The sequence below is a fragment of the Streptosporangium sp. OZ121 genome, assembly GCF_051918885.1.
GTDB lineage: Bacteria > Actinomycetota > Actinomycetes > Streptosporangiales > Streptosporangiaceae > Streptosporangium.
This window is the reverse complement of sequence record NZ_JBPXMC010000026.1, coordinates 114,099-133,429: the sequence shown is the minus strand read 5'-3', so window position 1 is coordinate 133,429 and position 19,331 is coordinate 114,099. Positions and strand designations below refer to the sequence as shown.

Here is a 19,331-nt window from a genome sequence, read left to right as displayed (position 1 = left end):
TGGTGAGCGCCCGCCAGGGTCTTGATCAGCGTGGACTTCCCGGCACCGTTCTGGCCGAGCAGGCAGTGCACCTCTCCCGCGCGGACCTCCAGGTCGACGCCGTCGAGGGCGCGCACTCCGGGAAACTGCTTGACGATTCCTCGCATCACGAGGAGGGGTGCCGAGTCGGTTGACGGCTCCGGCATGGGGGCCTCCGTGGATCTTCACGACAGAATCTCGATGGGGATTTCGCCGCGAACTTCTATGACAAAAGGGACTTAGTTAGCGAAAAGGGATCCCGCCCGTCCGGCCGGGCCGGACAGCACCAGCGTGGCGCCGCCGAGGTCGGCGTGAACGACGGCGTCACGAATCCGGTTTTCCGGTCGGACGGACGGGATGCTTGGGGGGCGATACCGGGTTCTCACGAGGTATGGCGTCTCATTCGCGCTCCTTCTCGGGTGCCGGTGTCGCCAGGCGGACATCGATCGCGGTGGGGTTGGAGAGCACCCTCTCCGTGACGATCCCGGCGGCGCCGCGCGAGGCCGCGCCGAAGCCGAGATCGGAGGCGACGAACTCGCAGCGGGCGACGGATCCCACCACGCCCAGCCGCTTCAGCTCCGCCTGCGCGACCGGGATGAGCCGGTCGGCGAGCTTGGCGAAGTAGCCGCCGATGACGATGACGCGCGGGTTGAAGAGGTTGACCAGCGTGGCCGAGCCCCGCCCGAGCCAGCGGCCCACCTCTCCGATGGCCAGGTCGACCCGGGGATCGCCGGCGGCCCAGCGCAGCTCGATCTCGGCCAGCCGCTCCTCCGGGTCGCGCATCACCCCGTCGTGCATGCCGTAGGCGTGGTCGGGGGTGGCCATCCGGACCAGCGCCGCCAGGCCGACCTTCGTCTCCCAGCAGCCGATCCGGCCGCAGCCGCAGCGCTCGCCGGAGGGGTCGACCATGACGTGGCCCACCTCGCCGGCGAAGCCGTCGGCACCGCTCAGCAGGCGCCCGCCCGAGATCACGCCGCCGCCGATGCCCACCTCGCCGGTGAGGTAGACGAGATCGGCCGTACCGGCCGCCACCCCGGAGGTGTACTCGGCGAGGGCCGCCAGGTTGGCGTCGTTGTCCACGCTGATCGGCACGTTCGGGGGCACTCCGGCGCGGACCAGCCACTCCGCCACGGGGACGCCGTACCAGCCGAGGTTGGGGGCGACGTCCACGGTGCCGGTGGCGGTGTCGACGAGACCGGGGACGGCCACGGTGATCCCGGCGATCCTGACCTCCAGGAGGTCGAGCTCGGCCATCGCCTCCCCTATCACCCGGGCCAGCTCCGTCAGGGAGCGCTCGGAGTCGCAGCCCATGGCGTCGAAGCTCACCCGCCGGTCGATCAGCACCCGGCCACCCAGGTCGGTGGCGAAGGCGGCGATGTAGTCGACGTTGACCTCGAGGCCGAGGGCCCCGACACCGGCGCCGTCCAGGGCGAGGGCCAGCCCGGGGCGGCCGACGGCGCCCGCGTGCTGTGGCCCGATCTCCTTGAGGAGGCCGCGGGCCTGCAGCTCGCCGACGAGGCTGGTGACCGTGGTCTTGTTCAGGCCGGTCTCCATGGCGACGACCGATCTGGAGCGCGGACCGTACTCGCTGACGTGACGCAGCACCAGGGACAGGTTGGACCGGCGCACCGTGGCCTGGTCGGCGGGGGTGCCGGCCGACCTGTTCGAGCTCGTCGAACCGCCGTTGCGACTGCCGGTCCAGCTACGGTGCACGTCACTCCCCTCAATTAATTTGCATGACTGGCCGAATTAAAGGCTCAGTTCGGACAGGGGCGCAAGGTCCGAAACGTTTCGATCTACGTAACGTTTTCGTAACACGATCGCCCGTTTGCCCGATTACGTCACATGAACGACAGATATCGAGTTGTTACCGGGCCCGTGGTGCGCGACGGGACATCTCTGTGTTACAAATCCAATTAATTTCTATCCGAGACAAATAAAAGCCAGGTGACCGCGTGATCCAGGAGCAGCACCAGGCCCGCACGGGGGGCGGCGCGCCCCAGGCCGCGGGTCACGCCTCGCTCCGCCGGACGAACCTCTCCCTGGTCCTGCGCCACCTGCGCGAGCACGGGTCCACCTCCCGCTCCGACATCGCGGAGGCCACCGGCCTGCACCGGGCCACCGTCTCCAACCTGATGGTCGAGCTCCTCGACCGGCGGCTGGTCCAGGAGGTGGGCGTCGACCACGCGGGCACGGTCGGCCGCCCCCGGCGGGCGGTGGCGCTGCACGGCGCGCACATCGGCGCCCTCGGGCTGGAGCTCAACGTCGACTACATCGCCGTGCACGGCGTCGACCTCGGAGGCAACGTCCTGGTCGACCGCCGCCTGGGCTTCGACGCGGCCGGCAGCGGCCCCAGCCGCTCGCTCCGCGAGCTCGGCCTCACGGCCCGCGACGCCGTCGAGGAGATGACGCGTGCCGGGGCCGCCCCGGCGGGCATCGGGGTGGCGGTCCCCGGCCTGGTCGACGTCGACCACGGGGTGGTGGCCTTCGCCCCCAACCTCGACTGGCACGACGTGCCGCTGGCCGCCCGGCTGTCCTCGGCCCTCGGCTCGCTGCGCGTGCCGGTGACGGTCGACAACGACGCGAACCTGGCCGCCCTCGCCGAGTACACCTCCGGGGTGGCGGCCGGTACGGCCGACATGGTCTACCTCACCGGCGAGGTCGGCGTGGGCGGCGGCATCATCGTGGACGGCGGGCTGCTGCGCGGGGCGGACGGCTTCTCCGGCGAGGTCGGGCACCTGCCGGTCGACCCGAGCGGCGGGCGCTGCGGCTGCGGACGCTTCGGCTGCTGGGAGACGAAGGTCGGCCTGGCGGCGCTGGTGCGCATGGCGACCCCCGAGCGGGCGTACGGCCTCGGCTCCGGCCCGGTGCCCGATCCCGAGGAGCGGGTGGCCGAGATCGCCCGCGACCTCGCCGCCGGCGACAAGCAGACGCTGGTCGCGGTCGCGGAGGTCGGCCGCTGGCTCGGGCTCGGCGGCTCGATACTGGTCAACCTCTTCAACCCGCGCGTGATCGTCGTGGGCGGTTACTTCGCCACCCTGGCCGATTCGATGCTCCCCTTCGCGCAGGCCGAGCTGGAGCGCCTGGTCGTCGCGGGCCCCGCGGCCCGCTGCCGTTTCGTCGCCTCCGACCACGGCTTCGGCGCGGCCTCCCGGGGTGCCGCGAACGTGGTGATCAACCAGATCGTCAACGACCCCACCGCGATCATGAAGCCCGCGCCGCAGCCCTCCTGAGCCTGAGGCTCGCGGTCCCCTTCAGATTCAGAGCGGTCCCCTTCAGAGCGGTCCCCCTCGCGCGAGGTCAGAGCACGTCCTCCCGCAGCCGCGGGAAGACCTTGGAGACCTTGGCCAGCAGATACTCACCGTAGGTTCCGGTGAAGGCGCGCAGGTCCTGGCCGTCCCAGCGGGCACGGCCGCCGCCGGCGGCCTCCCGCGAGGGCAGCGGCGGCACCTCCGCGTCCCAGGCGGGGTCGAAGAAGAACGGGAACGACAGCCGCTCGTTCCCGCTGACGTTGCGCACCCGGTGCGGGGTCGAGCGGTAGAAGCCGCCGGTGAGCCTGTCGAGCATGTCGCCGATGTTGCACACGAAGGTGCCGGGGATCGGCGGAGCCTCGATCCAGCCGCGACCGGCGTGCACCTGGAGTCCCCCGTTGTGGTCCTGGGCCAGCAGGGTGAGCAGGCCGTAGTCGGTGTGCTCCCCCACCCCCCACCCGTCGGAGGCGGGCGGAGCCGGGGGATAGTGAAAGATCCGGAACAGGACGGTGGGGTCGGCGGTGTAGCCGGTGGCGAAGTAGTCCTCCGCGAGCCCGAGGCTGAGCGCGACGCCGCGCATGACCGACTGCCCGAGATCGGTGAGCCGGTCGAGGTATTCGAGGACCGCCTCGCCCAGCTCGGGCACCCGGGCGGGGAACAGGTTGCGGCCGTGCAGCGGCAGCCGGGCGCGAGGGTCGTCCTCGGGCAGCTCGGTCCCGAAGTAGACGCCCTCCTTCAGGTCGGGACGGCCGGAGGTGAGCTCGCCGCCCACCGGGAAGAACCCTCGCCAGGCACGGCCTCCCCGTTCCATGGAGATCTCCGCCTTCACCTCGGGGGGCAGCGAGAAGAAGCGGCGGGCGGCGGTGTCGAGGCGGTCGAGCAGCGAGGGCGGCACCCCGTGGCCGGAGACGTAGAAGAACCCGGTGTCGCGGCAGGCCCGCTCGATCTCGCGGGCGACCCGCTCGCGTTCCGCCTGGGACCCGCCCCGCACCAGGGCGCTGACATCGATCACCGGTAGCCGCTCCACCTGCTCATCATCACCCATCGGTCCGTCGCCACGAGGCTGCGGCGTCGTCAGCGGCATCGTCAGCGGCGACGGGATCGAGGTCGGTGGCGTCGGCGGCGGGGTGGTCGCCGCCGGCGAGAGTGAGGGCGAAGCCGTCGCCGCCCGGGGTGAGCAGGCCGAAAATAACGGTGCGGTAGCCGTCCAGGGTCGCGTACCGCTCGGCCTGCCAGGCCGACAGGTCCCGGCCGGGCACTCGCTCGTACCGGCCCTTGTGGGACGGCGGGACCGGGCGTACGGTCCGGCCATGGACGTCGTTCACCATCCGCGCGTGGCCTGGGAGGGCGCGCGCACCTTCGTCGACGCCGCCGACGGCAACGTCTACTGGTGGCTCAGCGACATGCTCGGCCGCTCCCTCGGCGTCACGCACCAGGCGAGACTTTCCGAGACGCGGCTACGCCTGCAGCGCGAGGATGCCTGGCCGGCCGAGGCCGCGGCCTGGCGAGTGCGCCTGGAGGACATGCTGCACGCACGGCCCGACCTCGTACCGGTCGTGCTCCAGCTGGTCGCGGACACCTCGCGCCGCCTCTCTCCCCTGAGAACGGGCGCGCGGGGAGCCGAGCTCTGAGCACGGGCTCGCGAGAAACCGAACTTCCTGAGGCCGGGCGCGCGGGGAGCCGAGCTCTCGCCGAGAACGAGCGCGCGAGGAGCCGAGCCGCGAGGCGGGGGGCGGGGGCAGGGCTGAGCGGGGCGGGGCGGGGCGGGGCGATCCCTTCTACGATCGGGGACGTGACCGCCCCCGTCTCACGTTCCAGTGCCCGGATCCTGCTGGTCGACGCCGACGAGCGCCTCCTGCTGTTCCGATATCCCGCACCCGCCCAGTGGCCCGTCGAGCACTACTGGATCACGCCGGGCGGAGGAGTGGACGACGGTGAGACGCTGGTCGCCGCGGCGGTCCGCGAACTGCGCGAGGAGACGGGACTGAAGGTCACGGAAGAACACATGGGGTCCGTCGTGGCCCGCTCCTCCGGCCTCACCTGGTTCGGCGACACCCGGGTCGCCGCGGTCGACTCGTTCTTCTTCCTGCGCGTCGTCGAACACACCGTCGACATCTCGGGACAGGAGGAGCTGGAGCGCTCGGTGATCTCGGCGCACCGCTGGTGGACCCGGCACGACCTGCTGACCACCCGCGAAGCGGTCTTTCCCCTCGGCCTGGGGACCCTGCTGGCCGGTTTTCTGGCCGGAGACCTCCCCGCCGAGCCCATCCTGCTCCCCTGGCACCACGACGAGTAAGGCCGAGCCGACGGCGATGGGCGGGTGCCCGAGTGCTCGGGCACCCGCCCATCGCCGTGTCACGTGCCGCCCCAGGGATTCGAACCCTGATCACCCAGGTCCTGAACCTGGTGCCTCTGCCGTTGGGCCAGAGCGGCCGGGCGTGCCTCGCGGCACGCCGGTGTCACGATGTCCTCGTACTGCTCGTACGGCTCCTCTCGCTCGTCATGCTCGTCTCGCTGTGCTGCTCGTGCTCGTGTCGCCCGTTTCCCGCATCGTTCGTGTCGTCGGAACGGCAGGACTCGAACCTGCGGCCTTCCGGTCCCTGGCCGGATGCTCTTCCTGCTGAGCTACGTCCCGTCACGCGTCCGGGCCGGCTGGCGTGGGCCGTACCGGACGCGCCGCGGTCCTGCCGACCGGGCGGGGGTCGCCACTCCCGTCGCCGAGTCCCAGTCCCATGCCCCGCTCCCGCGAGGGCAGAGCCGCAGCGGGGGTTCGAACCCCGTCCTGCCGGGTGGAAGCCGGCTGCCTTACCGATTCGGCCTCTGCGGCGTGTCTCCGGGAATCACCCGGGGTGAATCCTTTTCGCGCCCTCCAGGTAGAGTGCGTGAACGAATTCGTGTTCAACGTGCTGCACTGTGGATTTGTCGAAAGCGGGAGACAAGGTCCCGCCCGCGATGGTCAAAGCGGTGTCATCTGGTGAAGGAAATGAAGAAGCCGCCCGGAGTGGTGTCTCGGGCGGCTCGGCGGTTTCCCTCGCGAGGGTCATCCACCTGGCCGTCCGGGATCCAGAGCACTGCCGCCGAGCAGCGGGAACGCCTCAAGCCCTCCCTGCCACACCGGTGATGCGCCGTAATTCACCGTCGTTCCTCTCCAGATTGCGGAGCGGGTGCTCCGGCCTTTCTCCATTGAAGGGCAAAGGCGGCCTCCGGCGCCAATGGTTTTATCCGCCTTTTCCGTCGACGGCGTTTCTCGCGACCGATGGGGAATTCACCGGTCCTCGCCCGCGGACCCGCCGACCGCCGGTTGGCGGGCGGCGGGTCCACCATCGCGGCCACCTTGCGGTTGTGAGGGAGTGCGGGGCTCACGCATGATCGACGGAAGGAGCCGATCGCGCGAACCGGCCCCCTCTCTTCTTCTGATTAGGTGAGTGACATGGCATTTCATCCCAATATCGATCCCGGGCTGGCCGCCGTCCTCCAGGCGAACCCCCTGCCCGCCATGGACCTCGGCGCCCTGCGGCCGGAGGACCTGCCCGGCCTCCGGGTCCAGATGGACGCGGCGCGTGCGGCGATGGCCCCACTCGCCCCGGACGAGCGGGTCACGATCGAGGACCGGATGGTCCCGGGCCCCGACGGCGATCCCGACATCCGGCTGCGGATCTACCGCCCGGCCGGGCAGGAGGGTGCCGTCCCCGGTCTGTACTGGATCCACGGCGGCGGGATGGTCATGGGCGACGTCGAGATGGAGGACGCGCGCCTCAACGAGTACGTCGCCGAGCTGGGATGCGTGATCGTCTCGGTCGACTATCGCCTCGCGCCGGAGAACCCGGACCCTGCGCCGGTCGAAGACTGCTACGCGGGCCTGGTGTGGACCGCCAAGAACGCCGCCGAGCTGGGCATCGACCCGGAGCGCATCGCGGTGAGCGGGATCAGCGCGGGAGGCGGTCTCGCCGCGGGAACCGTGCTGCTCGCGCGCGACCGCGGCGGCCCGGCCCTGGTGTTCCAGCTCCTGATCTGCCCGATGCTGGACGACCGCAACACCTCCCCCTCCAGCCACGAGTTCGTCGAGGCGATCGTGTGGAACCGGGCGGCGAACCTGCTGGGCTGGAAGTCGCTGCTGGGCGAGCGGGCGGGCGGCGACGACGTCTCCCCGTACGCGGCCCCGGCCAGGGCGTCCGACCTGTCGGGCCTGCCCCCGGCGTACATCGACGTCGGCGAGCTGGAGGTCTTCAGGGACGAGTGCTTCGACTACGCCCTGCGGCTGGTGCGGGCGGGCGTCTCCACCGAGTTCCACCTCCACCCGGGGGCCTTCCACGGCTTCGACGCGATGATCCCCGAGGCGGAGATCAGCCGCCGGGCCGCCGCCGAGCGGGTGGTCGCGCTACGCAGGGCCCTGTTCGGCTGACGGCCCGCCCGCCCGCCGCGGCGGCGGCGAGGCCCGCAGCTCCCTGGCGGGCGGGGTCCCCGGGGAGGCCGCGGGCGCGACCTCCGGAGGGCCTGACGGCGAGGCCGCCGGGGAGCCGGGCGGCGGGATCAGCGCCAGCGCGCGAAGGAGCGGGTCGCGCTCGCCGCCGGCGCGCCTCAGCATGTGCCGGCAGATCCCGCAGATGCCGGAGAACTCCCGGCGGGCGAGGTCGCGATAGCGAGGCAGCGCGGTCAGGGCCCCGGTGCCCAAGGAGCCCAGCACCGCGAGGAACGGGTCGGCGGCGAGGTCGGCGAGCGCCCGGCGCACGCCCTCGCGGTCGCCGGCCAGGCGATGCAGGTCCGGGGGCCCGGCCCCCATGATGACGTTCTCGTCGCAGCAGGCCGAGATCCGCCCGTCGTAGCGGACCGTCGGGGTGTGCGCGATCGCGCACCGGCCGAGCCGCTCGCCGGTCACGCGGCGGGGAGCGGGGAACAGGCCCCGGGCGCGGCCGTACGGCAGGGGCGCGACCGGGTGGATCTCGGCGTGATCGGGCCATCCGGCCCCCAGCGCGCCCGTGAGGAGATCACGCGCGTCCTCGATCTGGGCGGGGTCGTCCAGCACCTGGGCCACGAGCCACGCGCCCGCGTCCGCGACGGCTCGGGCCGCGGCGGCCACGGCGGCGCGCGGGCTCGTGTGGTGAGCGTCGGCGCCCAGGACGACGCAGGCCGACATGCCCAGGACGGACCGGATCCATCCGGGGGGATCTCCCCCGGCCCCCCAGTGACCACTGGTGTAGGGGACGAGCGCCTTGCCCGACTCGTGGATCCTCCGGGCGGCGTAGGTGAGCCCGCGCCGCTCCACGAACGGCTCCCCGCCGGAGACGCCGACGACCCGCAGGTCCTCGTCCGCGCAGAGCCCCTCGACCATCTCCTCGAAGAGGGCGTGGTCGGTGATGCGCGGGCTGTCGGGACGGGAGCCGACCGAGCAGTGGGCGCAGCCGACGGGGCAGCGGTCGGTGATGAGGAGCAGCGCCGACCTCCCGCGTCGCCGCCGCAGGGCGTCGAGCTCGCCGAGCCTGAGCATGCCCCCGACGGTACGCCGCCCGCGCCGCGCGGCGGTCGCCCTGCGGCACGGACGGGCCATCCCGCGCGGCCGCTTACGCCGTTCCCGCGGGAATCTAGGCCGGCCGGCCGTACGCGTAGGCCACGGCCCACGCCGCCCTGTCCGCGTGGGCGCGGCGATCAGCCGCCCGGCACCGGTCCCTCCGTCTCCCGTCCGGCCCGGAATACGCCTGCCAGGCGGTGGTTCGCGGAACGCCGGATTCATAACTTGATCACGTGGGAAGCCCGAACGGCCCACGAAACCCCGTCCCATGGGAGGGACCAATGAGCGAGTCTCCAGGCATCCGCGATCTCGTGCAGCGCGCCGCATCCGACCCCGCGTTCGCCGAGCAGCTGCTCAGCAACCCCGAGTCGGTCGCCACCGAGTACAACCTCGGCACCGACCAGATCGACCAGATCAAGGAACTGGCCGGCGCCGGCCTGCTCCAGCCCGCCGTCCAGGCGCACACCGCCATTCCCGTCAAGGAGCCCGGCGGCGGTGGCTACTACTAAACCGCGCGGCCACTACTAGCTCTCCAGGGGGTGTCGTGCACTTCAACTCGATACTGGTCAGCGTCACCGAGATCTGCACCGTAGGCTGCCGGCACTGCGGTTTCACCGGCTCCACGCGGGACCGCCAGCCGACCGCCGACGACATCGGGCGCTGGGTGGCGCAGGCGTGCGACAGCGGCATCCCGGAGATCATCTTCACCGGCGGCGAGCCCTTCCAGCGGTTCCGGATGCTCAAGTCCGGGGTCGGGGCCGCCGCCGGCCACCCCGGCGGGCCGAGGATCTCGGTGTTCACCAGCAGCTTCTGGGGACGCTCGCCCGCCGCGGTGGACAAGATCCTCGGGCAGTTGCCCGGCCTGACCCGGCTGTTCCTCAGCACCGACGTCTACCACCAGGAACGCGTGCCCACCCAGCACGTGGTCAACGTGATCGAAGGGGCGATCGCCCGGGGGATCCCGGAGATCAGCCTGTGCATCACCATCGCGGAGGACCACGAGGAGGAGCAGATCCGGAGCCTGTACCGGCGCTTCGAGGACCGGGTGCGAGTGCACGTGGACCGGGTGATCCCCACGCCGTTCATCAAGACGGCCCACCAGGTGGGCGTCCCCCCCGACCCGGAGAACTTCTCGGCCTCCTGCTATCTGGAGACCCCGCTGATCAACCCGAACGGCGACCTGTCGGCCTGCCACATCGGCAAGGCCGGAGCATACGTCACGCTGTCGGACCTGGCCTACTTCATGGGCAACCTGCACGAGAAGTCGTTCCAGGAGATCCTCGACGACGCCGACCACAACTACGAGTACCAGTTCCTGCGCGTGTACGGGCCGCAGGGCGTGGCACGGATGGTCGCGTCCTCCCCCGCGGTGCGCAAGCTGTTCAAGGGGACGAACTTCACCAACGGCTGCGACCTCTGCTACAAGCTGCTCCGCTCGCTCGACGGGCGGGCCAGGCTGCGCGAGATCGCCGCCGACCCGTTCCAGCGCCAGCTGATCGACGCCGTCCGGCTGGTCCGGTTCGGCGAGCGGGCGCCGGAACCGCGGCGGGCGGGGCACCCGGGGCCCGGCGCCCCGGCGGGCCCCGGCCTGCCTGGCCTCCCCCTGCCCGGTCCCGCCCTGCCCGTGCCCGGTGCCCCCGGGTCCGTGGTCGGCGTCCCCCTGCCGCTGATCGACGCTCCCCAACCAGTAAGGAGTGGCACGTGACGAGCACGAACCTCGTCGGACTCGTACCCGCCGCCGGCCGAGGCACCCGGATGGCCCCGCTCCGCTACCCCAAGGAACTGCTGCCCATCGTGTACGAGCCCGCCGAGGGCGGCGCCCGGCTGCGCCCCGTCGCGGAGTACGCGCTGGAGTCGCTGGCGGGGGCGGGGGTCGCCAGCGCGATCCTGGTGGTGGCCCCCTGGAAGCTGGAGGTGGTCTCCTACATCGGGGACGGGCGCCACCTCGGCGTCGACGTCGCCTACCTCTTCCAGGAGGAGGCGCGCGGCCTGGCCTGCGCGCTCGACCTGGCCCACGGGTGGACCAGGGGACGCGACGTCGTGTTCGTCATGCCCGACACGATCTTCACTCCGTCCGACGCGCTGTCGCGGCTGCGCGACGTCTACGAGCGGACGGGCGCGGACCTCGCGCTCGCGGTCTTCCCCACGCCCGACGCGCACCGGCTGGGCCCGGTGGTCGTGCGCGGGGACCGCGTGCACCGGGTCTTCGACAAGCCCGCCGACCCGCCCGTCATGAACACCTGGGGCGCGGCGATCTGGGGTGACGCCTTCGCGAGGCTCCTGCACGAGGAGCTGCTCCGGGACCTCGGCCGGGGCGTCCCGAACGGCACGGTGAACGGCCCGGTGAACGGCCCCGCGGACGGTCCGGCGGGTGAGCCGGTGCTCGGTCACTACTTCGACCTGGCGGTCCGGGGCGGCCTGCGGGTCCGGGCGGCCGAGTTCCCCGGCGGCACGTTCCAGGACGTCGGCACGCCGTTCGGCGTCCGCAGGTCCCTGGAGGGCCCCTCACTTCTGGCGGTGAGCCCGTGAGACTCCTGTTCTTCGCGATGAGCAGCGCCGGGTACGGCGAGACGCTCATCGGCATGTCGCTGGCCCGCCAGCTCAAGCCGGCCGGGATCGAGTGCTTCTTCATCGTCGAGCCCATGTCGGAGAGGCTGCTGCGCGGCAGCGGGTTCCCGTACCTGGTGCTCGACAACTCGATGCGCGCGTTCGCGACGCTGCTGGTGGACGAGACGGTCCGCGAGTTCCGCCCGGACGCGATCATCCTGTCCGACTACTTCACCTACTGCGGCGTGTTCCCCAAGCGCTACGGCGTCGACCCGTGGTTCATCGAGCGGTACGGCCTGCCGATCATGCCGATCGACATCTGGGAGTGGGCCGGCACCGACTTCGCGGTGGACGTCTTCCACGGCAAGTCGATGGGCGTCAGCCGGAAGATCATGGACATGCCCGCCCACCTGCGCCCGGCCCCGATCTGCCACCTCGAACCGGAACCGCACGCCTACCCCTTCCGGCTGTGGGAGGGCAACGAGCGGGTCAGCCGCCGTACCCGCCACCACCTGCGCGAGACGTTCGGCATGGCGCAGGAGGACCGGATGGTGCTGCTCGCGGTGGCCGGCTGGCAGCAGGACAAGTATTCCGACGAGAACGGCGACCGGATGGCCGACCAGGTCCCCGAGCTGATGGTGCACTACCTGCGGCAGCTGCCGCCCAGTGCCCGCTTCGTGTTCGTGGGCAGCGTGCCGCCGGTGCTGGCGGGGCTGGCCGACCGCGCGCACGTCATCCCGGCGTGCTCTCCGCACCGGTTCAACGTGCTGCTGGGCTCGGTCGACCTGGTCCTGACGCTCAACCTGCCCGCCACCACCCTGGCCAGGGCGGTGCTGTCCGACATCCCCGGGCTGGTGCTGACCAACAAATTCGACGTACCAGACAAGCAGGACATCGACCGGGTGGAGGCCGAGCTGGGCGGCCTGTCGGAGGACGTGCGGTCGTGGCTGTCGCGGACCCTGCCCATGTATCCGTTCCGGATGTGGCCGCTGGGGTTCCACGGCTTCCTCGACCCCATCCTGGCGAACAACCCCTACATGTCGACGTTCGCCCACGCCGAGCTGCTCGACGAGCCCGCCGTGCTGTCGGCGTTGCACGGGGTGCTGTACGACCGCGGGGTCCAGGACGATCTGGCGCGCGAGCGGGCCGCGTACCTGGAGAAGCTGACCGATCATCCCGGCACCCCCGAGGTCTTCGCCTCGGCGGCGAGCCGCCTGGGCCTGGTGTGAGGTGGACATGAAACAGCTGAGCATGCACGTGACCGACCTGTGCAACGAGAAGTGCGGCTTCTGCGTCGTGGGGTCGCCACTGGCGAAGTCCGACAGCGTGGAGTACGAGGACCTGATCCGCTTCCTCGTCGAGAACTCCGGCCAGGACTACGCGTCGGTGAACCTGCACGGCGGGGAGCCGACGATCCACCCCCGCCTGTTCGACCTGCTGCGCACGATCAGGCTGCTGGAGTACCCGCGCGTGGAGATCCAGACCAACGCGCGGCGTCTGAAGGACCCGGAGTTCACCCAGCGCCTCGCCGACAACGGGGTCGAGTTGTTCGTGGTCTCGCTGCACGGCTCCACCTCGGTCGTCCAGGACTGCCTGACGCAGACGCCGGGCGGGTTCGACGAGACGATCGAGGGCATCCGCAACGCCAAGCGGTCGGGCGTCGCGGTGCGGACCAACACCGTCATCACCCGGCTCAACATGGGCCGGCTGATGGACATCTGCCGGCTCTGCGTCGACCTGGGGGTCGACCACGTCAACATCTCCAACCTGCACCCGGTGGGCAGCGGCTTCTTCGCCCTGGACATGCAGGCGCCCACGGTCGCCGAGACCCGGACGCACCTGCTGCCGGTGATCGAGATGATGCTCGCGTCGCCGGCGCGGCTGACGCTGGAGGGCTTCCCGCTGTGCGTGGTCGCGCCGCACGAGGAGCTGGCCATCGAGGACGGGACGCGCTCGATCCGGATGATGTACCAGGGCAGCGTCGTGGACGACTACGACGCGTTCATGGACGACGAGATGCGCTCGTACGGGCCGCCCTGCGACGGCTGCCCGCTGCGGGCGCAGTGCGGCGGCGTCTACAACGAGTACGCCGAGCGCCGCGGCTGGGAAGAGTTCGGCCTGCGCCGGCCGTCCCCCATCGGCGGGTGACCGGGATGTCCCTGCGGATCGCGATCTGGGCGGGCGGCAGCCTGCCCAACGTCGGCGACCGGCTGCTGGCGGCGGTGACCGAGGCCCAGCTGTCACGCCGCCTGCCGGACGCCACCTTCCGGCACTTCTGCCCGTGGAGCACCGGGGCCGGCCCCGCGCCGCTCCGGGTGGACCGGGAAGGGCGCTGGCCCGGCACGGGTTCGTTCGACGCCGTCGTGATGGCGGGCGGCCTGTGGAGCGGCCCGCCGTTCCGGCACCCGATCATGCAGGTGTTCTGCCTGGGACCCGACCCGGAGGCGTTCGATCCGGGCGTGTGGGTCGCCTGGCACGGCGTGGGCCTGCAGGACGACACCCCGGCGCCCGCGCGTGACGACTGGCGCGGCTACCTGGGGGCGGTCCGGGAGCGGATCGACCACCTGACCGTGCGGAGCGAGACGGCCGCCCGGCGGATGGACGACGCGACCGGCGTGCCGGGCACGGCGGTCGTCCCCGACCCGGCCTTCGCGCTGGAGCCGCTGCCGCCCCGGGCCGTCCGGGCCGCCGGGTCCGGGCGGCGCCGCCGGCCGCTGATCGGCGTCGCCGTCGGCGCCCCGGGGGTGACCTCGCAGCTGGTCACCCACCTCGTCGGCCGCAACCTCGCCGCGCGCGGCGCGGCCGACCCGGCACTGTGCGTGCCGCCGGAGCAGGTCATGGCCGAGGCGTCGGGGTCCGGGGAACGCGCCGCGGCGCTGGGATTCGTGACGGAGCTGGGCCTCACCCTGATCGAGCTGGCCGCCTTCGCCGACATCGAGTTCATCACGGTGCCCAACATCTACGGCGACGAGGAGGCCGGTGCCAGGTTCGCCCGGGCGGTGCCGCGCGCCCGGGTCCGCGAGCTCCGCCTCCCCTGCGTCTCCGGCGGCGGCGTGTCCGCCGCGTCCACCGGGGCCGGCGAGCTCACCGAGGCCTTCGCCCGCTGCGACCTCGTCCTCGTCTCCCGCTACCACAGCGCGATCCTCGCGCTGCGCGGCGCGACCCCGTTCGTGGCGGTCGACCCCTTCTGGAGCCGCCGCAACGGCACGAGCAAGCTGTACGAGCTCACCGCCGGGCTGGGCATGGCGCACCGCTACTGGACGCATCACGGCACGCACCCCACCGAGGACCTCCTCGGGATCGTGGAGCGCGCGCTGGACGACGACCCGATCGAGGCGGTCGTCTACCGGGAGACGAACGCGCGGGCGACGGCCGCCTTCGACCGGCTCGCCGAGGGGCTGCGCTCCGCCCGGCCGGCAGTGACACTGGGGAGATCGTCATGACCCTGAAGGCCGTACTCGTCTACTCCAACGACGACGGGTTCTCGCTGGGGGTCGAGCTGATCCGGGCGGCCGTGGCCGACCGGGTCTCCCCGTCGGAGGTCGAGCACCGGGTCTGGTTCCACGAGGACGTGGGCAGCCTGGCCGAGGACTACCTGGGGCACTACAACGCGTTCATGGCGCGGCTGTTCGACTACCGGCCGGACGTGATCTCCTTCTCCGCGTTCGTGTGGAACCACGACGAGTTCACGCGGATGGGGCGCATCGTCAAGCGGCACCTGCCGGACTGCCGCATCGTGTGGGGCGGCGCCCAGGCCAACTCCCGGAGGATGGCCGCCCATCTGCTGCGCGAGTACCCGTGGATGGACCTGGTGCTGCGCGGCGAGGCCGAGGAGGCGTACCCGCAGCTGCTGGAGACCCTGGCGCGGGACGGCGACCTGGGTACGGTGGCGGGCGTCACCCGGCGCGACGGCGGCGAGCCCGTGCACAACGACGACCCGCCCGACGTCGACCTGGGCGCGCTGCCGCTGGTCTTCACCGCCGACAGGCTCCCCCTGGAGCCGATCCTGCGGCGCAGGCCCGACGCGGTCCTGGCGTACGAGACGGGCCGGGGGTGCCGGCAGAAGTGCAAATTCTGCCTCTACAGCGCTCCCAAGCTCCGCGCGTTCCCCATGGAGCGGATCGAGCGCGAGCTGGCCTACCTGCTGGACGGGGGCATCCCCTACCTGCGGATGTGCGACGCGCACCTGGGCATCTCGCGGCACCGGGCCATGGAGATCTTCGAGATCGTCGCCGAGCACAACCGGGGAACGGTGGTGGACGTCTACCCGGACGTCAAGCACGTCGACCTCGACTACGTGCGGGCGATGAACCGCGCCGGGTGTCGCGTGATCACCCTGGGCATCCAGTCGTCCGACGCCGACACCCTGCAGCTGGCGGCCCGCAGGTTCGACCGGGGACGGTTCGCCCAGGCCGCCTCCCTCATCCGCCGCCACCACAACCACGCCCTGGCCGCGGACATCATCATCGGCATGCCGGGCGACAACGCGGAGAAGGTTCGCGACAGCGTGCGGTTCGCCTACGAGAGCGGCGTGGAGAAGGTGCACTTCGCACCGCTGATGGCCTTCCCCGGCACCGACTTCTTCGAGTACGCGGAGCAGTACGGGATCGAGTTCTTCGACTTCCAGCCGCCGCTCGTCGTCCGGTCGCGCGGTTTCGGCACCGAGGACTACCAGCGGGCGATGGTCTTCGCCGGGCGGGTCGAGGCGCTGCAGGACGCCGCGCCCGCGCTGCTGCGCTGCCTCATCGCGGTCCCGGACTGCGACGTCGCGGCCTGGGCCGATCGCCTCGACATGGGGTCGGGGGCCGACCCGGTGCCGCGCGTCGAGGAGGCGGACCTGCCGCCCGAGGTGAGGCGCCTGCTGCTCGACGGGCTCGCCTGGGACGCCGCGGTCCGTGCCCAGCGGGCGACGACCGCGCAGGTCCCGCCGGGGCTCACCGACGACGCGCTCGTCGAGGGCGTCACGCGGGACGCCGTCCACTGGGCGGACCACCCCGTCCACCTGCTGCTGCGCGACTTCACGCTGACCTTCGACGCGCTGGCCCGCGAGCGCCAGGGCTACCTGTTCCCCCGGGGCGGCGCCGTGGCCTACCCGCTGGGCGGGCCGCTGCTGGCGGCCTTCGAGGCGGCGGCCCCGGGGATCACGGTCGGCGAGTGGCGGGACAAGACACGGGCGGGCTCAGCCACCGAGCTGACCCGTGAGGTATGTGACTCCGCCTTCAGGATCCTGCACGCCACCGGGGTCGTCGCGCTGCGCGGGGAGGATTGAGTCTTGGCCAGGGTCCCAGCCGGGGTCCCGTCCGCGCAGGGATCTGGCCCGCGAGTCGTACTCGCGGGCCAGATCCCTGCGCGAGGACAGGCCCAGCTTGGCGAACACGCTGGACAGCTGGGCCTGCACCGTGCGGGGCGACACGAACAGCTTCGCGCCGATCTCGCGGTTGGTCAGCCCGCCGGACGCCAGCAGGGCCACCTGGCGTTCCGCCCTGGTCAGGGCCGCCCAGCCGACCCCCTGCCCCCGTGGCCCCCGGCCCCGCCCCGCGTAGGTGACGGCCTGGCCGACGTCCAGCCCGGCGCCCTCCTCCCACAGGGCGGCGAACCCGCCGGCGCCCAGCGCGGCCCGCACCCCGGCCAGGTCCGCCTCGTGCTGCGGCGCCACCGCCGGGGGCCGCGACAGCCCCAGCCGGTCGCGCAGCGACTGGGCCGCGCCGAACAGCCTGGCGGCGTGCTCGTGGCGGCGGTGCCCGGCCGCGAGCCCGGCCATGGCCTCCAGCGAGTCGGCCGTCTGGGCGCGCAGCCCCATGGCGGCTCCGGCCCGCAGCGCCGAGTGGTGCGCGGAGGCGGCACGGGACGGATCGTCGCGCCGGGTGACGCTGCCGAGGGTGAACAGGCACCGCCAGGCGAGCGGACGGTCGTCGGTCTCCCGGGCGCGCGCCATGGCCTCCTCGGCGAAGGTGAGGGCCGCGGAGGCGGCGGACGCGCCGCCGGAGCCCAGGATCGCGGCACCCAGCCCGGCCAGACCCATGGCCGCCAGCCGGGCGGCGGTCCGCTCGCCCACCTCGACGACCTCCGAGAACACCTCCCGCGCCGCCTCGTACTCGCCGACGTCGAGCAGCATCCTGCCGAGCGTGTCGAGGCAGTCCCCGAGCAGCGGCGGGGAGTCCGCGGAGCGGGCGATGCGGACCGCCTCGGCGAGCCGCTCCCTCGCCGGTCCGTAGTGGCCGCGGCAGGCGGCCACCTCCCCCAGCCCCCTGAGCACCGCGGCCCTCCCCCAGACGTCGCCCACCCGGTCGGCGGCGGCCAGACTCTGGCCGAGCGCGCTCTCGGCCTCCGCGTACGCGCCCTGGTAGACGGCCACCTGCGCGAGGGCGAGCAGGCCCATCTCCAGGTTCAGCTCCGAGCCGCGCCTGCGGCCGACGGCGACGCACCGCTCCAGGGCCGCGCGGGCCCCGGCGAGGTCGCCGGAGGCGAGAAGGGCGCGGCCGAGCAGGAACAGGGGCACGCCGCTCCACGCGTGGCCCATCGGGGCCGTGCCCCGGGCGGCGAGCTCGGTGAGGGTGCGGCCTGCCGACGCGGGCTCGCCCATCGTCCGCAGGCCCGCCAGCACCGCCAGCGCCCGCGTCTGCCCGGCCTCGTCCCCCAGCTCGCGGAACATGGCCAGCGCCCGGCGGCAGGCGTCCGTGGCGTCGGCGTACTCGCCCAGGGCGCAGGAGAGCACCGCGCCGCTCAGCTCCGCGGCGGCCAGCACCTCCGCGCGGACCACGCCGCCCGCGGAGACCAGCGAGGCGATCCAGCCGCGCCCCTCGCGCGGGCGGCCCCGCAGGATCCAGTACGTCTCCAGCGCGCTCGCCATCCGCGCCCCGACCGTCGTCGGTCCTCCGGAGGTGCACCAGCGCAGCACCGCCCGCATGTTGGCGTAGGCGGCCTCGACGCGTTCCAGGTGCGGCGCGGCGGCGCCCGTGGCGAGCGCCTCCGCCGCCCGTTCGGCCAGTGCCGCGTAGTACTCGGCGTGGCGCGCCCGCACGGTCTCGGTCTCGTCTCCGGCACGCAGTTCCTGCCGGGCGTAGGCGCGCACGACCCGCAGCAGCCGGTAGCGGGTCACGGCGCCGCTGGTGTCGCACTCGACGAGGGACCTGGACACGAGCATGGCCAGGAGATCGACGACGGCGTCCGGCCCGATGCCCGCGCCCGCGCAGACCCCCTCCACATCGTCGATGACGAACCCGTCCTCGAACACCGCGAGCCTGCGCAGCAGCAGCCGCTCGCCGCCGGGCAGCATCTCGTGGCTCCAGCCGATCGCCGCCTCCAGCGACCTGTGCCTGGGATGGGCGGTGCGGTTCCCCCCGGCCAGCAGCCGGAGCGGGTCGTCGAGCCGCTCGGCGATCTGCGCCGGCGACAGCATGATGGATCGCGCCGCGGCCAGCTCGACGGCGAGCGGCAGGCCGTCGAGGCGGCGGCAGATCTCCCGCACCGCGTCCGCGGTCTCCGGGGTGGCGGGCCGCCCCTGCGCGGCGGCGCGCTCGGCGAACAGGCGGGCGGACAGCACCGCGTCCAGCGGGGCGAGGCGGCAGGTCACCTCGCCGGGGACGCCCAGCGGCTCCCTGCTGGTGGCCAGCACGCCGAGCCCCGGGTGGGTGCCGAGCAGCTCCGGGACGATCACGGCGCACCGGTCGGCGACGCGCTCGCAGGTGTCGAGCACGAGCAGCGAGGGCCCCTCACCGGGGACGACGCCGAGACCTGCGAGGCCGGAGCCCCCGGGACCGCCCGCGAGGCCGGGGGCGCCGGTGGCGGGACCGTCGAAACCGGCGGCCAGGTCGCGGAACCAGACGCCGCCCGGATAGGCGTCGGCCCAGGCGCGGGTGTACGCGTGTGCCAGCTGGGTCTTGCCGACCCCCGGAGCGCCGGTGAGCGTGACCAGCCGCGCCGAACCGAGCAGGTCGCGCAGGCCGGCGAGTTCGGTGTCGCGGCCGACGGGGCCGCCGGACCAGTCCCTGGGCAGATCGCCGCCCACC

At 72.8% G+C, this 19,331-nt stretch carries 17 protein-coding genes and 3 tRNA genes; 11 read left to right on the top strand and 9 right to left on the bottom strand.

Annotated elements, in window-relative coordinates; genetic code table 11:
* Together ACTOQ1_RS33570 and ACTOQ1_RS33565 are read right to left on the bottom strand one after the other, a co-directional pair.
* Window positions 1-185 (bottom strand): ATP-binding cassette domain-containing protein (locus tag ACTOQ1_RS33570; RefSeq protein WP_440071986.1); only part of this gene is annotated, 185 nt, incomplete at its 3' end.
* Between the two features lie 232 nt (window positions 186-417).
* On the bottom strand, window positions 418-1,731 hold the full coding sequence (locus ACTOQ1_RS33565) for an ROK family protein (protein WP_440071985.1): 1,314 nt from the start codon (window positions 1,729-1,731) through the stop codon (window positions 418-420).
* A 242-nt stretch (window positions 1,732-1,973) separates the two neighbouring features.
* Between ACTOQ1_RS33565 and ACTOQ1_RS33560 the strand changes: the two genes are divergently transcribed.
* Complete coding sequence (locus ACTOQ1_RS33560) at window positions 1,974-3,251, top strand: ROK family protein (protein WP_440071984.1); 1,278 nt, start codon at window positions 1,974-1,976, stop codon at window positions 3,249-3,251.
* A 67-nt stretch (window positions 3,252-3,318) separates the two neighbouring features.
* On the opposite strand, the gene ACTOQ1_RS33555 is transcribed toward ACTOQ1_RS33560, so the two are convergent.
* Together ACTOQ1_RS33555 and ACTOQ1_RS33550 are read right to left on the bottom strand one after the other, a co-directional pair.
* Window positions 3,319-4,314 (bottom strand): isopenicillin N synthase family dioxygenase, encoded by a 996-nt coding sequence (locus ACTOQ1_RS33555; RefSeq protein ID WP_440071983.1) that lies wholly within the window; start codon window positions 4,312-4,314, stop codon window positions 3,319-3,321.
* Window positions 4,307-4,594, bottom strand: a complete 288-nt coding sequence (locus tag ACTOQ1_RS33550) for a hypothetical protein (protein ID WP_440071982.1) — start codon at window positions 4,592-4,594, stop codon at window positions 4,307-4,309. The genes ACTOQ1_RS33555 and ACTOQ1_RS33550 overlap by 8 nt, the downstream gene beginning before the upstream one ends.
* Here ACTOQ1_RS33550 and ACTOQ1_RS33545 point away from each other — a divergent pair.
* Window positions 4,580-4,900 (top strand): hypothetical protein, encoded by a 321-nt coding sequence (locus tag ACTOQ1_RS33545; protein WP_440071981.1) that lies wholly within the window; start codon window positions 4,580-4,582, stop codon window positions 4,898-4,900. The two genes, ACTOQ1_RS33550 and ACTOQ1_RS33545, sit on opposite strands and share 15 nt — an antisense overlap.
* A gap of 161 nt (window positions 4,901-5,061) precedes the next feature.
* Complete coding sequence (locus ACTOQ1_RS33540) at window positions 5,062-5,565, top strand: NUDIX hydrolase (protein WP_440071980.1); 504 nt, start codon at window positions 5,062-5,064, stop codon at window positions 5,563-5,565.
* Window positions 5,566-5,629: 64 nt separating this feature from the next.
* Here ACTOQ1_RS33540 and ACTOQ1_RS33535 read toward each other — a convergent pair.
* The 3 genes from ACTOQ1_RS33535 to ACTOQ1_RS33525 form a co-directional block, all read right to left on the bottom strand.
* Window positions 5,630-5,702, bottom strand: a tRNA-Leu gene (locus ACTOQ1_RS33535).
* A gap of 129 nt (window positions 5,703-5,831) precedes the next feature.
* Window positions 5,832-5,904, bottom strand: a tRNA-Pro gene (locus ACTOQ1_RS33530).
* Window positions 5,905-6,024: 120 nt separating this feature from the next.
* Window positions 6,025-6,096 (bottom strand) — tRNA-Gly (locus ACTOQ1_RS33525).
* 603 nt (window positions 6,097-6,699) lie between these two features.
* On the opposite strand from ACTOQ1_RS33525, the gene ACTOQ1_RS33520 reads away from it, so the two are divergent.
* Window positions 6,700-7,671 carry an alpha/beta hydrolase gene (locus ACTOQ1_RS33520; RefSeq protein WP_440071979.1) on the top strand — a complete coding sequence of 324 codons (972 nt, stop codon included), beginning with the start codon at window positions 6,700-6,702 and terminating at the stop codon, window positions 7,669-7,671.
* On the opposite strand, the gene ACTOQ1_RS33515 is transcribed toward ACTOQ1_RS33520, so the two are convergent.
* Window positions 7,648-8,754 (bottom strand): hypothetical protein, encoded by a 1,107-nt coding sequence (locus tag ACTOQ1_RS33515; protein WP_440071978.1) that lies wholly within the window; start codon window positions 8,752-8,754, stop codon window positions 7,648-7,650. The genes ACTOQ1_RS33520 and ACTOQ1_RS33515 overlap by 24 nt on opposite strands.
* Before the next feature lie 302 nt (window positions 8,755-9,056).
* On the opposite strand from ACTOQ1_RS33515, the gene ACTOQ1_RS33510 reads away from it, so the two are divergent.
* From ACTOQ1_RS33510 to ACTOQ1_RS33480, 7 genes are read left to right on the top strand one after another with little or no spacing between them, the layout of a single operon-like run.
* Complete coding sequence (locus ACTOQ1_RS33510; protein WP_440071977.1) at window positions 9,057-9,284, top strand: hypothetical protein; 228 nt, start codon at window positions 9,057-9,059, stop codon at window positions 9,282-9,284.
* A gap of 35 nt (window positions 9,285-9,319) precedes the next feature.
* Entirely contained in the window at window positions 9,320-10,480 is a 1,161-nt protein-coding gene (locus ACTOQ1_RS33505) for a radical SAM protein (RefSeq protein ID WP_440071976.1), read from the top strand.
* Window positions 10,477-11,304 (top strand): sugar phosphate nucleotidyltransferase, encoded by an 828-nt coding sequence (locus ACTOQ1_RS33500; protein WP_440071975.1) that lies wholly within the window; start codon window positions 10,477-10,479, stop codon window positions 11,302-11,304. The genes ACTOQ1_RS33505 and ACTOQ1_RS33500 overlap by 4 nt, the downstream gene beginning before the upstream one ends.
* Window positions 11,301-12,551 (top strand): DUF6365 family protein, encoded by a 1,251-nt coding sequence (locus tag ACTOQ1_RS33495; protein WP_440071974.1) that lies wholly within the window; start codon window positions 11,301-11,303, stop codon window positions 12,549-12,551. The genes ACTOQ1_RS33500 and ACTOQ1_RS33495 overlap by 4 nt, the downstream gene beginning before the upstream one ends.
* Before the next feature lie 7 nt (window positions 12,552-12,558).
* Window positions 12,559-13,470 carry a radical SAM protein gene (locus ACTOQ1_RS33490; protein ID WP_440071973.1) on the top strand — a complete coding sequence of 304 codons (912 nt, stop codon included), beginning with the start codon at window positions 12,559-12,561 and terminating at the stop codon, window positions 13,468-13,470.
* A gap of 5 nt (window positions 13,471-13,475) precedes the next feature.
* Window positions 13,476-14,765 carry a polysaccharide pyruvyl transferase family protein gene (locus tag ACTOQ1_RS33485; protein ID WP_440071972.1) on the top strand — a complete coding sequence of 430 codons (1,290 nt, stop codon included), beginning with the start codon at window positions 13,476-13,478 and terminating at the stop codon, window positions 14,763-14,765.
* Window positions 14,762-16,591 carry a B12-binding domain-containing radical SAM protein gene (locus ACTOQ1_RS33480; RefSeq protein WP_440071971.1) on the top strand — a complete coding sequence of 610 codons (1,830 nt, stop codon included), beginning with the start codon at window positions 14,762-14,764 and terminating at the stop codon, window positions 16,589-16,591. The genes ACTOQ1_RS33485 and ACTOQ1_RS33480 overlap by 4 nt, the downstream gene beginning before the upstream one ends.
* Here ACTOQ1_RS33480 and ACTOQ1_RS33475 read toward each other — a convergent pair.
* Window positions 16,502-19,330 carry a helix-turn-helix transcriptional regulator gene (locus tag ACTOQ1_RS33475; protein ID WP_440071970.1) on the bottom strand — a complete coding sequence of 943 codons (2,829 nt, stop codon included), beginning with the start codon at window positions 19,328-19,330 and terminating at the stop codon, window positions 16,502-16,504. The two genes, ACTOQ1_RS33480 and ACTOQ1_RS33475, sit on opposite strands and share 90 nt — an antisense overlap.
* Window position 19,331: the final 1 nt, after the last annotated feature.